This window comes from Pelagimonas varians (assembly GCF_003208435.1).
Classification (GTDB): Bacteria; Pseudomonadota; Alphaproteobacteria; order Rhodobacterales; family Rhodobacteraceae; genus Pelagimonas; species Pelagimonas varians.
This window is the reverse complement of the sequence record NZ_QKMF01000005.1, coordinates 1-16088: the sequence shown is the minus strand read 5'-3', so window position 1 is coordinate 16088 and position 16088 is coordinate 1. Positions and strand designations below refer to the sequence as shown.

General features: G+C 56.6%; 13 protein-coding genes. 10 read left to right on the top strand and 3 right to left on the bottom strand.

Going from position 1 to position 16088, the window contains the following annotated elements; translation table 11 throughout:
• The first annotated feature begins 31 nt into the window (after positions 1–31).
• Positions 32–352, top strand: a complete 321-nt coding sequence (gene trxA / locus C8N36_RS07875; protein ID WP_097804179.1) for a thioredoxin — start codon at positions 32–34, stop codon at positions 350–352.
• A 63-nt stretch (positions 353–415) separates the two neighbouring features.
• Here the strand turns inward: trxA and C8N36_RS07870 are convergent, their stop codons facing one another.
• The gene (locus C8N36_RS07870) at positions 416–1378 is read right to left on the bottom strand and encodes a phosphotransferase (protein ID WP_097804178.1); all 963 of its coding nucleotides are present in this window, start codon (positions 1376–1378) and stop codon (positions 416–418) included.
• Between the two features lie 94 nt (positions 1379–1472).
• On the opposite strand from C8N36_RS07870, the gene hslV reads away from it, so the two are divergent.
• The 3 genes from hslV to hslU are packed head-to-tail and all read left to right on the top strand — an operon-like array spanning position 1473 to position 4365.
• Complete coding sequence (gene hslV, locus C8N36_RS07865; RefSeq protein WP_097804177.1) at positions 1473–2030, top strand: ATP-dependent protease subunit HslV; 558 nt, start codon at positions 1473–1475, stop codon at positions 2028–2030.
• 5 nt (positions 2031–2035) lie between these two features.
• Complete coding sequence (locus tag C8N36_RS07860; protein ID WP_097804176.1) at positions 2036–3061, top strand: aldo/keto reductase; 1026 nt, start codon at positions 2036–2038, stop codon at positions 3059–3061.
• Positions 3058–4365 (top strand): ATP-dependent protease ATPase subunit HslU, encoded by a 1308-nt coding sequence (hslU, locus tag C8N36_RS07855; RefSeq protein WP_097804175.1) that lies wholly within the window; start codon positions 3058–3060, stop codon positions 4363–4365. Before C8N36_RS07860 ends, hslU begins: the two co-directional genes overlap by 4 nt.
• Before the next feature lie 47 nt (positions 4366–4412).
• On the opposite strand, the gene C8N36_RS07850 is transcribed toward hslU, so the two are convergent.
• Complete coding sequence (locus C8N36_RS07850; protein ID WP_097804174.1) at positions 4413–5720, bottom strand: hydroxymethylglutaryl-CoA reductase, degradative; 1308 nt, start codon at positions 5718–5720, stop codon at positions 4413–4415.
• A gap of 189 nt (positions 5721–5909) precedes the next feature.
• On the opposite strand from C8N36_RS07850, the gene C8N36_RS07845 reads away from it, so the two are divergent.
• The 6 genes from C8N36_RS07845 (at position 5910) to C8N36_RS07820 (ending at position 15916) form a co-directional block, all read left to right on the top strand.
• Positions 5910–6842, top strand: a complete 933-nt coding sequence (locus C8N36_RS07845) for an MYG1 family protein (RefSeq protein WP_097804432.1) — start codon at positions 5910–5912, stop codon at positions 6840–6842.
• Positions 6839–7456 (top strand): glutathione S-transferase, encoded by a 618-nt coding sequence (locus C8N36_RS07840; RefSeq protein WP_097804173.1) that lies wholly within the window; start codon positions 6839–6841, stop codon positions 7454–7456. Before C8N36_RS07845 ends, C8N36_RS07840 begins: the two co-directional genes overlap by 4 nt.
• Before the next feature lie 148 nt (positions 7457–7604).
• Positions 7605–9410, top strand: a complete 1806-nt coding sequence (locus C8N36_RS07835; RefSeq protein WP_097804172.1) for an autotransporter assembly complex protein TamA — start codon at positions 7605–7607, stop codon at positions 9408–9410.
• Entirely contained in the window at positions 9410–13135 is a 3726-nt protein-coding gene (locus C8N36_RS07830; protein WP_097804171.1) for a translocation/assembly module TamB domain-containing protein, read from the top strand. The genes C8N36_RS07835 and C8N36_RS07830 overlap by 1 nt, the downstream gene beginning before the upstream one ends.
• Positions 13136–13258: 123 nt before the next feature.
• The gene (locus C8N36_RS07825) at positions 13259–14395 is read left to right on the top strand and encodes a fumarylacetoacetate hydrolase family protein (RefSeq protein WP_097804170.1); all 1137 of its coding nucleotides are present in this window, start codon (positions 13259–13261) and stop codon (positions 14393–14395) included.
• A gap of 15 nt (positions 14396–14410) precedes the next feature.
• Positions 14411–15916, top strand: a complete 1506-nt coding sequence (locus C8N36_RS07820; RefSeq protein ID WP_097804169.1) for an aldehyde dehydrogenase (NADP(+)) — start codon at positions 14411–14413, stop codon at positions 15914–15916.
• A gap of 49 nt (positions 15917–15965) precedes the next feature.
• On the opposite strand, the gene C8N36_RS24835 is transcribed toward C8N36_RS07820, so the two are convergent.
• Positions 15966–16088: biotin/lipoyl-containing protein (locus C8N36_RS24835; RefSeq protein ID WP_146227648.1), on the bottom strand; the 123-nt coding region annotated here is incomplete at its 5' end.

Sequence of the window (16088 nt, the reverse complement as noted above, 5' to 3'; positions counted from 1 at the left end):
ATTTGCGCTGCCTCAACTCAAGGAGAGTACCATGGCTACCGTCGCTGTCACCGACGCCACCTTTGAAGCCGAAGTCAAGAATTCCGATGTCCCCGTTGTGGTGGACTTTTGGGCCGAATGGTGTGGTCCATGCAAACAGATCGGCCCCGCTCTCGAAGAGCTGTCCGCCGAATATGAAGGCAAGGTCAAAATCGTCAAAGTAGACGTCGACAGCAATCCGAACTCCGCTGCCGCCATGGGCGTGCGCGGTATTCCGGCGCTGTTCATCTTCAAAGACGGCGCACCAATCGCCAACAAAAACGGCGCGGCACCAAAAGCTGCTTTGCAAAGCTGGATCAACGAAAGCATCTAAGCTGTCGGACAAGATTTTCAGGCCTCGCCATTCGGCGGGGCCTTTTTAGTTTCAAGGGCCAGCTTAACGCCCCGGAAACACGCGGGCCGTTAGGGATTCGATGCCCAACCAACGCCGCTGCTGCGCGAAACTCCGGTCTTGCTGATCAGCCGGCAAACCCCACCATTCTGCCAAAACACGGTGCCGGATCAAAAGCTGCACGGATGGGTCTTCGGGGCCGACCAAGCCATAGCTGTCAAAAAACGCATCCCGAACGGGAATTGGCAGCACTTCCCCGGGAGGGATATCAGCATGCGGCGCGCGCAAAATCGCATAGTCAGACAGAAGCCGGCCGATATCATGGCCAACCGGTACGACACGTTGGGCAGAAAAATCCACCGCTTTGACCTGAGGCCCCATCAACAGATTGCGCATATGCAGATCACCGTGGGTTTGCGCAGCCTTGGTGCTGCGGCCTTCAAACAGGTGTTGCCGCCCGCATAATGCGTCCGCGCAGACCAGAAACCGTTCAGTGTCCACAATCCTGCGGGTTCCGTTGCGCACCTCCTGGATGACATCTTGCAGATAGCCAAGCGTATATTTCGGCTGAAAAACCCGCGTTTCAACACAGGTCGCGCGGTGGTACTGCCCCAGCCACGCCCCTGCCCGCTTCATCGCGTCTGCCTGCTGTTCGAGCGTTGCCCCGTCCAACACAACCGCCAACGGCTGCCCTTCGGCAAATTCCATTACGCAGGCTTGGGTTTCGAAATCGACCGCCAGCAGTTCCGGGACACCGTCAGGAAAGGCGTCAAAAGCGTACATGTGCCCCTGCATCGCATTAGAAAACCCCTCTGGGTCCAGAGGCTTGGCCTGCAATTTCAAAACCAAAGCTGGCCCAATCTGCCGGTCAAGACGCAGCGCCACCATATCAACGCGTGCATCTAGCCTACGCGCCAGCGGGGCGACCTGCACATCCTCGGGCGCAATGCCAATCTGTGCCGCCAATTCCGGCCACAGCTTCATCGCTTGTGTACTCAGCTGATCCATTCCATTTCCCCGCGCGTTCCGCTATCCCCAAATAGGCCGCCTTGCCGGGGAACTTTATGATCCCCATATGGGCGTGAGACGAAAGGAAAACACAATGGCAGACAGCGCATTTCCCGGATGGCACGGCACGACAATTGTTGGCGTTCGCAAAGACGGGCAGGTCGTGATCGCAGGCGACGGGCAAGTGAGCCTTGGCCAGACGGTGATCAAAGGCACGGCCCGCAAGGTTCGCCGCCTGTCTCCGGGTGGGTACGACGTGGTTTGTGGCTTTGCCGGATCTACCGCCGACGCATTCACCCTGCTTGAGCGGCTCGAAGCCAAGCTTGAGGCGACACCGGGCCAGTTGCAGCGTGCAAGCGTCGAGTTGGCCAAGGACTGGCGCACCGACAAATATCTGCAAAAGCTGGAAGCGATGCTGATCGTCACCGACGGCGCACACCTGCTTGTGATTACGGGGGCTGGCGATGTTCTGGAACCCGAACATGATGTTGCCGCCATCGGCTCGGGCGGAAACTTTGCCCTCGCCGCCGCGCGCGCCATGATGGACACCGACAAATCAGCCGAAGACGTCGCCCGTGCAGCCATGGCAATCGCCGCCGACATCTGCGTCTACACCAACGGCAAGCTTACCGTCGAAAGCATCAAGGCGTGAGCGATATGACGTTCACCCGCCTAGGCAACTCTGGCCTTGTCGTATCGCGTTTGGCGTTGGGTACGATGACGTTTACCCATGGCTCTGACTGGATTCCCGGCGTCGCGAAAACCGGCATGGATGATGCGCAGCGCATGGTCGATGTGGCTTTGGATCGCGGTGTGAATTTTTTCGACACCGCCGATGGGTATTCCAGTGGCGAAGCCGAAGACATTCTTGGCAAAACCCTCAAGGGCAAGCGCCATGACGCGGTGATCTGCACAAAAATCGGCTTTCGCCAAAGCGACCGGCTGACCGACGCTGGCCTGTCGCGCGGGCATATTCTGTCTTCAGTTGAGGGCTGCCTCAAGCGGCTGGATACCGACTGGATCGACCTTCTGGTCCTACATAAAACCGATTTCACCACCCCGCTTGAGGAAACACTGGGCACCCTGCAACGTGTGATCGACAGCGGCAAAGTGCGCCACATCGGCGTGTCAAACTGGCCTGCGTGGAAAGTTGCCCAAGCGGTTCAGACGCAGGGTGCCAACGGGTTCGATCCATTTATCACCGGCCAATATCTGTACAATGCTGTGGCGCGCGACATCGAAACCGATGTGCTGCGTATGGCGGGCGAAATGGGTCTTGGCCTGATGGCTTGGTCCCCGCTGGCAGGCGGGTTGCTGACCGGTAAATACGATCTGAACAAACTGGACTCCTCAGATGGACGTCTGGCCGAAGGGGATTTTTTGCAAATCTCGCGCGATCAGGCAGAAGCGACAATCGCAGCCCTGACCAGCAGCGCCCAAACGCATGATGCAACGCCCGCGCAAGTTGCCTTGGCTTGGATCTTGCACAAACGCCGCTCCCACACTGTGATTGTTGGGGCCAGCAAACTCAGCCAGCTTGAAGCATCACTAGAGGCAGCAAACATCACCCTAAGCGCGGCAGAGATCGCCGCGATTGATGCTGCCGCCGCCCCGAACCGTCGTTATCCGGAATGGTTCGACGACATGATGACCGACGAGATTTACACGAAAGCCCTGTCATGACTGATTTGACCCCCCGCGAAATCGTCTCGGAACTAGACCGTTTCATTATCGGCCAAGCTGACGCAAAACGCGCCGTCGCCGTTGCCCTGCGCAACCGTTGGCGCCGCAAGCAGCTGTCCGATGATCTGCGCGACGAGGTATACCCGAAGAACATCTTGATGATCGGCCCCACCGGCGTCGGTAAAACCGAGATCAGCCGCCGTCTGGCAAAACTGGCCAAAGCCCCCTTTATCAAGGTCGAAGCCACCAAATTCACCGAAGTTGGCTATGTCGGCCGCGATGTGGAACAAATCATCCGTGATCTGGTCGATGCTGCGATCATCCAAGTGCGTGAATTCATGCGCGAAGACGTCAAAGCCCGCGCCCACGAAGCCGCCGAAGAACGCGTAATCGAAGCCATCGCAGGCACTGATGCCCGCGACGCAACCCGCGAAATGTTCCGCCGCAAGCTGAAGGCCGGCGAGCTGGACAATACCGAGATTGATCTGGAATTGGCCGACACGACGTCACCCTTTCCGATGATGGACATCCCCGGCCAGCCCGGCGGCGGTGCGGGCATGATGAACCTTGGTGATCTGTTCGGCAAAGCCATGGGCGGGCGCACCACACGCAAGCGTATGACTGTAGCGGCCAGCTACGAGCTGTTGATCAACGAAGAAGCTGACAAGCTTTTGGACGACGAGCAGATCAAGGTTAAAGCGCTTGAAGAGGTCGAACAAAACGGCATCGTATTCTTGGACGAGATCGACAAAGTCGCCGCCCGCCAAGAAGCCCGTGGCGGAGATGTGTCCCGCGAAGGTGTGCAGCGCGATCTACTACCCTTGATCGAAGGCACAACTGTCAGCACCAAGCACGGTGCCGTCAAAACCGACCATATCTTGTTCATTGCGTCGGGTGCATTCCATATCGCCAAGCCATCGGATCTGCTGCCCGAACTTCAGGGACGTCTGCCGATCCGCGTGACCCTGCGTGCACTGACGGAAGAAGACTTTGTGCGCATCCTGACCGAAACAGACAACGCCTTGACGCTGCAATACACGGCGTTGATGGCGACCGAACAGGTCACCGTCAGCTTTACCGAAGGCGGCATCAAAGCGCTGGCTAAAATCGCCGCGGATGTGAACCAGTCGGTTGAGAACATTGGCGCACGGCGGCTTTATACTGTGCTGGAACGTGTCTTCGAAGAGTTGAGTTTCGAGGCACCGGACAAACCAGGCACCGAGGTCACGGTGGACGAAGCATTTGTCGAAACGCACTTGGGTGCACTGACACAATCCACAGACCTAAGCCGCTACGTTCTGTAATGCTGATGTAACGCATTGGGCCAGCGTTGCAGCTGGCCCACTCGCATTTAATCTGGGATTTCCAACGCCTGCTTGGCAGCTTCGACGCTGACATCGCCTGCCGACACAATGGCCTTGGCCACACGGTCCACGTCAGCGCCCGTTGCCCCTGCTGTGATCGCGATATTGCGCGCATGTAGCGCCATGTGCCCGCGCTGGATACCTTCGGTGGAAAGCGCCCGCAAGGCTGCGAGGTTTTGCGCCAAGCCAACACAGGCCGTCACTTGGGCCAGTTCCTGTGCCGAGCCGATCTTCATCAGTTTCAATGCAGCTTGTGCGGCTGGGTGCGTTCGCGTTGCACCGCCCACGATGCCCAGCGCCATGGGCATTTCCAGCACCCCGACCAGCGCCCCGTCACCATCGATTTCCCAAGTCGTAAGGGACGAATAACGCCCCGACCGCGCGGCATATGCATGCGCCCCCGCTTCAATCGCGCGCCAATCGTTGCCGGTGGCCAATACAACCGGATCAATGCCGTTCATGATCCCTTTGTTGTGGGTGGCCGCACGGTACGGATCGATTAACGCCAGCGCGCAGGCTTCGACGATCCCCTGCGCGACCTCTTCGCCACTAAGCGTGTTCGTAGTCAAAACATCTGCCGGCAGGCGTACGGATGCCGTGACAACCCGCCGGTCCGCCAGATTGGACAAGATGCGCAGACGCACGGTGCCACCAGTGATCTCCTCGACATCCGGTGCCAGCATTTCCGCCATCGAGTTGACTGTATTTGCCCCCATCGCGTCGCGAACATCCACGAGCAAATGTAAAACGACCATCGGACCAATGGGCGAGGTTTGGAACACCTCAACCTCGATCCCCTGACAGCCCCCGCCCAGCCCGATCAGCACGGTATCCTTGGAATTGGCTTTTGCAATCAGGCGCGTTTCAGCGGCCAGTAAACGGGCGCGGGCCCCAAAGGGGTCGGACAAGCCGATGACCTGAACTTGGGCCCGCATGATAGGCAGTGTGCAACTGGCAGAAAACCCGCCGCCTTGGCGGGCGAGTTTCGCCATATAGGACGCCGCAGCAACCACAGAAGGTTCTTCGACCGCCATGGGCACCAGATAATCTTGGCCGTTCACCTGAAAATTGGTGGCAACACCAAGCGGCAGTTCAAACCTGCCGATCACATTTTCGATCATCCCGTCCGCAATTTCCAGTGGCAGCGCACCTGATCCGGCAAGAGCGTCAACTGTCGGGCCATCCAGACCGGCAGCCTGCGCCACGGCATCCAAACGGGCAATCGGAGCCATATTGCGCAATCCCTTTATTCGGGAAAACGGCTCATTTTCGGGACAAACACTGGGATCTGACATACGCACTCCTTGTCGATTTGGTCGGACTATGCGTTGAATTGTTTCAGGCGAATAGCGCTTTTCAGGCCTTTGGGCCCCCTCACCCGCCCAATCTACGCCTCGTAACCGCTCGAAAACATGCTCTGCACTTGTATGTTACCGGCCAAGCGGTTTTACACGGTCATGACCAGTCCTTACCAAAGTGCCGCTATGAAACCTCTCTATCTTGTCACGCATTCAGGTGGCTTCCACGCAGATGAGCTGTGCTCGAGCGTCATCCTGACCCGCCTGTACCCTGAAGCTGAAATCATCCGGTCCCGTGCGAAGGACTGGATTACCCCGGCCGAGGATAGGATCATTTATGATGTTGGCGGCACATTCGATGCCGATCTGCGGATTTTTGATCACCACCAACGTGATGCCCCGTTGCGCGAAGATGGCCAACCTTACAGTTCGTTCGGATTGATTTGGGCACACTTCGGTTTGGACTACCTGCGCAGCTTTGATCTGCCCGAAGACCACATTGAGCACATCCACCGCTCTTTGGATTCCAAATTTGTCCTGCCTATAGATCTGCTGGACAACGGAGCCATCAGCCCCGGCGTTGCGGGCCCCTTGTCGTCTTTGACACTGCCCACTCTGCTTGAGACGCTTAAACCTGTGTTTGACGACACTGGAACCGAGGCGGAAATGCAGGCCTTTCACGGTGCCCTCACCATCGCCCGCGCCTTTATCGAAGCGCAGGTGGCCAAATCCGCTGCCAAACTGCGTGCCAAGGCACAGGTTGAACAGGCCATCGCAGACGCTGGCGATGGCCTGATTTTGGAACTGCCCATGGGCATGCCGTTCCGCTCCGCAGTGGTAAAAGCAGGTGCAGATCACTTGCTGTTTGTCGTAAACCCGCGCGGAAATGATTGGTCCATTGGCGGTATTCGCAAATTTGATGAGGGGTTTGAGCTGCGCGCGGACCTACCCGCTGCTTGGGCCGGTCTGACGAATGAGGCACTGGAGGCCGCCAGTGGCGTCACGGGAGCAACGTTTTGCCACAACGGCCGGTTCATTGCCGCTGCCAAAACCCGTGACGCCATCCTGAAAATGGCGAAAATCGCCGTGGATGAGGCGACAAAAACGCTGGTGTCATGACAAACCTGCTCTACAGCTTTCGCCGTTGCCCCTATGCGATGCGCGCCCGACTGGCCCTTGCATCCGCAGGCGAACAGGTCGCGTTGCGCGAAGTCGTTTTGCGGGACAAGCCGCAGACATTTTTGAAGGTGTCACCCAGCGGCACGGTGCCTTGCCTTGTCTTGCCTGACATCGTGATTGACGAAAGTCTGGACATCATGTTGTGGGCCTTAGGGCAACGCGACCCCGAAGGTTGGCTAGACATGCCAAACGTCGGGTTTGACTGGATTTCCCGATGCGATGGTCCGTTTAAACAAGCGTTGGACCGCACCAAATACGGCACACGCTATCCGGAGGAAGACCCCGAATTCCACCGCGCCAAAGCTGCCCAATTTCTTCGCGATTTAGACACCCAAATCAGCACATGGATTTTTGAAAACCCTAGTTTGGCAGATTACGCCATCTTGCCGTTTGTACGTCAATTCGCCTTTGTCGACAAAACATGGTTCGACGCGCAGCCATGGCCTGCATTGCAAGGCTGGCTGGACCGTTTTCTAACTTCGGACCGATTTGAAAACATCATGAAAAAATATCCAAAATGGCTGCCGGATAATGCGCCAGAACATTTCCCATAGCGGTCATTTTCAGGGCCCAAAACCTCTCATTCTCTATCAAGACAAGAATGCATCACGGCGATTCGCGAATTGGCGCCTGTTCTGAAACTTTTTCATGGCCGAACTCTGATCCGTGCAATAGGCTGGACGAAAAATGGCGGTGTGAAGTATGATCCAGCTTTCCTCGGGACGGTTGCTTTTGGCTGGCGCTATGGCGTTTCAGCTAGCCAATTCAGCTTTGGCGCTTGAAACAGTAGACTTCAAACTGCTCAATTCATCCGACGAAGACCTTGAGGCGAGTCTGGTGTCGGCGTCTTTGTCGTCCGGTTTATTAGCCAATGATGAAAAAACCCCTTACGATGTGGTCGCCGCCGCACAGTCCGATTATTCTCGGCTCGTCGAAGCGCTCTATGCGCAAGGATATTACTCCGCGGTAGTCCGGATCACTCTGGATGGCAAGGAAGCGGCCAAAGTTGATCCTTTCAATCTTCCGGCCCAAGTTAACGAAATAAAGATTTCGGTCGATCCGGGCGAACTCTTTGAGTTTGGAACCGCGCAGGTCGGACCGCTGGCCCCGGGAACAACCAAACCGGAAGAATTTGAAACCGGCCAATCCGCCTTGGCCACCGTGGTGCGCGGAGCGGCACGCAAAGCCGTAAACGACTGGCGGTCGGCCGGATATGCAAAAGCGCAGGTGATTGATCAAAGCATTACGGCCGAGCACGCCAATTCCCGTCTCAATGTGACGATCGCAATTGATCCGGGTCCAAAACTGACTTTTGGCGACGTTACCGTGACCGGAGAAAGCAAAACCAAGCCTGCGCGAGTTCGGCAAATTGCCGGAATTCCACGCGGTGAAGTGTATGATCCCGATGCTGTGAAAAAGGGCGCAGACCGGCTGCGCCGCACTGGCACCTTTAAGTCAGTGCAAGTGACAGAGGCGGAAACACCTGATCCCGACGGCTCTTTGGATCTTGGTATCGCCGTTATCGACCGAAAGCCACGCCGGATCGGCGGCGGCGCTGAATTGTCAACGGACGAAGGGGTTACACTGACCGGTTACTGGTTGCACCGAAATTTGTTCGGTGGCGCAGAGCGGTTTTCGATCGATGGGAAAGTCACACAGCTGGGCACCGAAAAACAAAACATGGACTACTCCTTGATCTTCCGGTTCGAAAAACCGGCGGTCTACGGGGCTGATACGCTGTTCTTTTCCCAGTTGAGTTTCGAGCTTGAGGATGAGCCCGATTACATCGATCACATGGTCGAACTGACTTTTGGCGCATCGCGTGAATTCAGCCCATATTTGACCGGGGAACTGGGTGTCGGTGTCAGCTATCACGAAATCACCGATATTTACGACGGCACCCGCGAAACGCGTGAATTGTTTTTGTATAGCCTGCCCGCCAAGCTGATTTATGACCGGCGCGACAATACTCTGGACACACAAAACGGGTTCTTCATAAGCGCGGAACTCACACCGTTTTATGAGCAATATCAAAGCCAAACCGGCGGTTTGTTCGAAATGGACGCACGGGCGTTTTCCTCTTTCGGGGCAGAAGATTCGACCGTTCTAGCCGGACGCCTGCAACTGGGTTCCTTGGTGGGGCCAGATGCGGTTGATGCCCCTCCGGGGTATTTGTTCTACTCCGGTGGCGGGGGGACAGTCCGGGGCCAACCATATGAATCTTTGGGTGCCAACCAAGATGGCCGTTCATTGGGGGGCAAAGCCCTTGCCGTTTTGTCCGGCGAGGTCAGATATTCGATCACAGACACCATCGGAGTGGTCGGCTTTGCGGATGCCGGTTTTGTCGGGGCAGATAGCTTTGACGAAGGGGAGTGGCACGCAGGGGCTGGCCTTGGGATGCGCTACAAAACCCCAATCGGGCCAATTCGCGTGGACGCCGCGTTCCCCGTATCCGGAGAAACCAGTAAGAAAATGCAGTTATATATCGGGATCGGGCAGGCGTTTTGATGCGATTTTTAGCTCTTTGCTTGTGCCTTTTGACGCCTATGTCAGCTGTTGCCCAAGATGACGATGACCGCGGCTATATTCAGGGCCTGCTAGAAGACGCCTTGTCCGGACCGGGGCGCACCGTCATCATCGACGGGTTTGCCGGGGCTCTGTCCAGCCGGGCCACGATCGAAAAGATCACGGTGACGGATGAACAAGGCGTTTGGGTCACCGCCGAAGACATCGCCATGGTTTGGACCAGAACCGCACTGCTGCGCGGCCGGATCAAGATCGACGAAATTTCAATCGGTCGCATTGATTTGCCGCGCAAGCCCCTTCCCAGCAAAACCGAATTGCCAAGCGCGGCGTCGGGCGAGGCGTTTTCGCTGCCCAGCCTGCCCGTTTCGGTGAACATCGACAAGATGGACATCAAAGACGTGTTGCTGGGCGAAAGCCTGTTTGGGCAATCAGCACGCGTGTCTTTTTCCGGATCGGCGCGATTGGAAGATGGCGCAGGTGACGTTGATCTGAAGATGGTCCGTACTGACGCAGAGGGTGAATTGCGGTTGAAGGGCGCTTTCAACAACGAATCTCGCGTCTTGGGGTTGGACTTGGCCTTGATCGAGCCACAAGATGGCATCGCCGCAAATCTTCTGTCTCTGCCGGGCAAGCCGTCACTAGAATTGACTGTCAAAGGCGAAGACCCGCTTTCTGACTTCAACGCTTCAATCTTGTTGGCTACGGACAATCAGGAACGCCTGTCAGGTGTGGTGACTTTGATCAGTCAATCCGACGGGACAAACCGGTTCGCTGCCTTATTGGGTGGGGATATCGCCCCTGTTTTTGTTCCCGAATTCGCTGAATTTCTTGGCAATAAGGTCGATCTTACAGCCGCAGGGCATCAGGCACCTGATGGCACCCTGACGCTTGATGCCCTGCGCGTCAGCGCTGCCGCGCTTTTGCTCGATGGATCCGCAGAGATCAGCCCCGACGGATGGCCCACCAAATTGTCGTTGGATGGCAACATTACGCCACCCACCGGCGAAACCGTCATTTTGCCACTGTCTGGCCCAAAAATCGAAATCCGAAGCGCCGTTCTAAGCGGGTCGTTCGACTCCGCGTCCGGTGAAGAATGGAGCTTGAATGGCCAGTTGTTGGGTTTCGAACAAGAGACGCTCGCGCTCGACTCCGTCGGCTTTGAGGCATCTGGCGTGATCAACCGAACCGAAGAACGCATCGACGGCGAATTGACGCTGGATGCCACAGGTCTGGCACCGGCTTCGCAAGATCTGGCAGAAGCGATCGGAGACAGTTTGAACGGTGCCTTGGCCTTTGACTGGGCCAAGGGTGCGCCTTTTACCCTGAACAATCTAAAACTGTCCGGCGAAGACTATGGCCTGACCGGCTCGTTGGTCGTTTCTGACCCGACCAAACCTGATGAACTGTCCCTAACCCCAGATTTCACTTTGGCTGCGCGTGATCTCAGCCGGTTTGCGAAGCTGGCAACAATCCCTTTGGCAGGCGCAGCGGATTTGAAAATTTCCGGCCTTGTTGCCCCGTTGACCGGCGCGTTCGACCTATCCATATTTGGCAGTACGCAGGATTTAAAGACAGGTGTGGCCGAGCTTGACCCGTTATTGACGGGGCAGGGTCTATTGGCCGTGAATGCCACGCGTGGTCCGGGCGGTTTTGTAGTCAAACCGTTGACGATCGAGACCAGCCAGATCAACTTGGTTGCCTCCGGAACGCTAAAAGAAACCGGCAGTACCGGAACCTTGTCTGCGCGTCTGGTTGACCTTGGCAAAGCAATTCCGCAGGTGCGCGGGCCTGCTGCGATAACCGCAGATGCCGTTCAAGTAGACGGAGGCTGGGACGTCACCGCTCTGACAACGTTGCCCGGAGATGCGCGGGCAACCTTCACCGGTGAGCTCCGCGAAACCCAGCCCGCCAAATGGCAAGCGTCCGGATCGCTCGACGCTAGAATCGGCCAGCTTGCCAAATATGCCGACCTTGCGGGGCAACCTTTGGCAGGGTCCGCCAGCTTAAAGGCTCTGGGATCTGCAAACTTCGACACCACGGAGTTTGACCTGAACGCCGACGCTCAGTTGGATAATTTCAAGTTCGGCAACCCTCAGGTCGAAACATTGCTACGTGGGGCAACCACCGCGAAGCTAAGCGCCAGTGGCAACCTTGACGACATCGACATTTCGACCCTTAACCTTAAGGCCTCTGGTGTTTCTGCCGAGATATCCGGCCAAATTGGCCCGGACTCCGGTGATCTTCGCTATCAATTGGACATGGCTAATTTGGCCTTGATTGTACCCGATTTCCCCGGTGCCGTTAGCGCATCTGGAACCGCTACCAAGCAAGGCGATACTTGGCAGATCAACACCTCTGGTGAAGGGCCGGGCGGTATTAGGCTGACGGCAAGTGGTGACATTGCCCAAGATGTTTCAACGATGAATTTGGCCGTTTCAGGGGCTGCCCCTTTGGAAGCTGCGAATATTTACCTCACCGGTCAGGCTCTTTCAGGGCAAGTTGGCTTTGATCTGCAGGTCAACGGACCGCCTGCTTTGAACTCTGTCTCAGGCCGGTTTACCCTATCTGAAGCCAATTTTACGTCTCCTGCTTTGGGCGTGGCGTTGAACGATATCCGTGGAGGGGCTGATCTGGCGGCAGGACGCGCCACCTTGGGTTTGTCTGGCCAGGTTGCCAGCGGTGGGCAGGTTCAGGTTTCCGGCCCCATCACTCTTGAAGCGCCCTTCAATGCCGATCTGACGGTGATTTTGGACAAGATAACACTGCGTGAAGCATCCTTGTTTGAAGTTGCTCTTCAAGGCAATTTGCGGGTCACGGGGGGACTGGCAGGCGGGGCGGGTGTAACCGGTTCAATCGATCTAACCGATGCCGAGATACAATTGCCACCGCTCAGCAGCTCGTATTCTGCGCTTGATGGTTTGCGCCATCTGCACCCCAGCAAAAAGGTAAAGCGTACCTTGCGTTATGCCGGGCTTGAGTCTGTTCCCACACCAAAGCCAGCCTCAACAGCTGATTACCCGCTTGACGTGACCATCAACGCCCCCAACCAGATTTTTATTCGCGGTCGCGGCCTTGATGCCGAACTGAACGGGTCATTACGCATAACAGGCTCTTCCAACAACATTCAGCCCATTGGCGCATTCAATCTGGTGCGCGGCAGGCTTTCACTTTTGGGCAGACGGCTTGATCTGAACGAAGGGCTGGCCCGACTGGAAGGTAGTTTCGACCCCGTGATCGATTTTTCCGCAACCTCAGAAGTTGAAGATGTTTCAATTACCTTGCGGATCAGTGGCCTCGCATCGGAGCCCGAGCTTGAGGTCACGTCCGATCCTGACATGCCCGATGACGAAGCCTTGTCATATTTCTTGTTTGGCAAAGATCCGACAAACATTTCCGCCCTTCAAGCGATTCAGCTGGCTGCTGCCATCCGCACGCTTTCGGGGCAAGGTGGGGTCGGTCTTACGGATCAGTTGCGGCAGACGCTGAACGTTGATGAGCTGGATATCGGGCTGGATGCAGACGGCAACGCCGAAGCAAAAGTCGGAAAATATATTTCCGAAAGCATCTATACCGATCTGACGGTTAACAGCGACGGCACTAACGAAGTTAGTCTGAACCTGGATGTAACACCCAATTTGACCGTGCGGGGCAGTGCCGACAATGATGGAGATTCCTCGATCGGGATTTTCTTTGAACGCGACTACTAGGAAAACCGGAATTCCTGTCCACGCTTTGATCTGTTGCTGGGGGAATCCGTCGCTCCGGCATTGACAGTCGCCGGTCCTTGCCAAACGTTATGCGCTAACATGACCTTTGGCAGGGAGCCTCACATGACTCTATTTCCATCTTCGGGCACATTGCTGGGCCGCGTCTGGAATCCCGACATTTCCGGCCCCGTCGTTGTGACACTGCGCGGCGGTCATCTTTGGGACATTACCAGTGCGAATGCCCCTTTGGTCCGCGATATATGCGAAATGGACGATCCTGTCGGATATGTAGCTTCAGCGCCCGGACTTGACCTTGGCCCCGCAGAAACAATCGCCGCAAATGCAACCGACACAGGCCATTTGCACCTTTTGGCACCGTGCGATCTACAAGCGGTCAAAGCCTGCGGAGTCACTTTCGCCGGATCGATGGTTGAACGGGTTATCGAGGAACAAGCGGCTGGTGATCCGGACAAAGCCCAAAACATTCGCGCAAGGATCGGTGCCCGGATCGGCGATAGCCTGACCAATATCACCCCCGGCTCACCCGAAGCCGAAACAGTTAAATCCGCCTTGATCGAGGAAGGATTGTGGAGCCAGTATCTTGAAGTCGGCATCGGCCCTGATGCCGAAGTGTTCTCAAAGGCGCAAACCCTATCCGCGGTAGGGTCAGGGGCTTTGGTCGGATTGCACCCAATGTCGACATGGAACAATCCCGAACCTGAAATTGTGCTAACCGTTTCAAGCACAGGCCGCATTGTCGGGGCCACTTTGGGTAACGATGTCAATCTACGCGACGTCGAAGGCCGGTCAGCTTTGCTGCTGTCCAAAGCCAAAGACAACAATGCCTCTGCATCTATCGGGCCAATGATCCGGCTGTTTGATGATGGTTTCACGCTGGACACCGTACGCGCCGCAGAGCTGACATTGACAGTCACCGGAACCGATGGCTTTTCGCTAAAAGGGCATTCTTCCATGTCACAGATCAGCCGTGACCCACAGGATTTGACCCGACAAACTTTGGGCAGGCATCACCAGTATCCTGACGGCTTTATGCTCTATCTCGGAACACTGTTTGCGCCAACACAAGATCGTGATACGGTCGGCGGCGGCTTTACTCACAAACTAGGCGATCATGTCGAAATTTCATCGCCGGAACTTGGGACGCTTTCCAATACAGTGCAATTGTCCACCACCTGCCCCGAATGGGCCTTTGGTGTAAGCCACCTTATGCGAAACCTCGCCGCACGCGGACTTCTCTAAACCAAGGATATTATCATGCTGAAAGGCACACATTTAATTGCAGGCAAATGGGTCAGCAGCACTTCGACATTCACCAACGAACCGGTCAGTGGCGATGCGGACAGCTTTTGTGCGGGAACACCGGAACTGGTTGATCAAGCCTGCCAAGCTGCCGAAGATGCATTCTGGACCTTTGGCTATTCAAGCCGCGAGAGCCGCGCCGCCTTGCTGCGTGCGATAGCGACTGAAATTGACAACCTTGGCGACGCCATCACCGAAATGGGCTGCAAGGAAACCGGCCTGCCAGAGGCCCGTTTGATCGGTGAACGCGGCCGCACCACCGGCCAGCTGCGCCTTTTCGCGGACCACATCGAAGCCGGAAATTACCTTGATCGCCGCCATGATGTGGCTTTGCCAGATCGCGCCCCACTGCCACGCCCCGAAATTCGCATGGTTCAACGCCCTATCGGGCCGGTTGCCGTCTTTGGCGCATCTAATTTCCCGCTCGCGTTTTCAACGGCTGGTGGCGATACCGCTGCTGCATTGGCCGCAGGCTGCCCCGTTGTGGTCAAAGGACACCCTGCACACCCCGGAACGGCGGAACTTGTTGCCCAAGCTATTGATGCGGCTATCAAATCATGCGGCGTCCACCCCGGTGTCTTTGGCCTTGTCCAAGACGGCGGCATTCCAGTTGGCCAAGCATTGGCACAGCATCCCCTGATCAAGGCAGTTGGCTTTACCGGCAGCTTGCGCGGCGGTCGTGCGTTGTTCGATATTTGTGCAGCCCGCCCTGAACCAATCCCGTTCTTCGGAGAGCTCGGCTCGGTCAATCCGATGTTCATTCTGGACGAAGCCTTAGCCGCGCGCGGCGATCAGATTGCAGCTGGTTGGGCCGGTTCGTTGACAATGGGTGCGGGCCAGTTTTGTACCAACCCCGGTATCGCAATTGTAACCGCCGGTGCGCAGGCGGATGCCTTTGTCGCCGCTGCGGGGGCCGCTTTGGAACCGATTGGTGCGCAAACCATGCTCACCTCCGGCATAGCAAACGCCTATCATTCCGGACGTGACCGCATTTCCCAAAGCGCGGGCGTCCGTGCAGTGATGACTTCGACATGCGATTTGCGCGGGGCCACGCCTTACCTGTTCGCAACCACTGGTGCCGACTGGTTGGCAAACCATGAGCTGTCCGAAGAAGTATTCGGCCCGCTCGGCATGGTCGTGGTGGTCGCAGATGATGTGGAGCGTATTGCAGTGGCAAAATCACTCGAAGGACAACTGACCTGCACTTTGTTCATGGATGATGGCGACACAGACGCTGCTCGTGCCCTGATGCCGATCTTGGAACGCAAAGCGGGTCGAGTACTGGCCAACGGTTTTCCGACTGGTGTCGAAGTTTGCGATGCTATGGTTCATGGCGGCCCCTACCCTGCGTCCACCAACTTTGGCGCAACTTCGGTTGGGACCTTGGCCATTCGCCGCTTTTTGCGCCCTGTCAGCTATCAAAACATCCCCGAAGGCATTTTGCCTGCTGACCTGACATAAAATAACGGTAAGAGGCGGCCAAGCGCTGCCTCTTACCTGTGATTTACCCCTACCCGAGTTCGATGAGGAGGTCTTTAGCGTCGATTTGTGCGCCTGGAGAGACGTGCAGGGCTTTGATGACGGCGTCTTTTTCGGCGTGGATGCCGGTTTCCATTTTCATCGCTTCGATGGT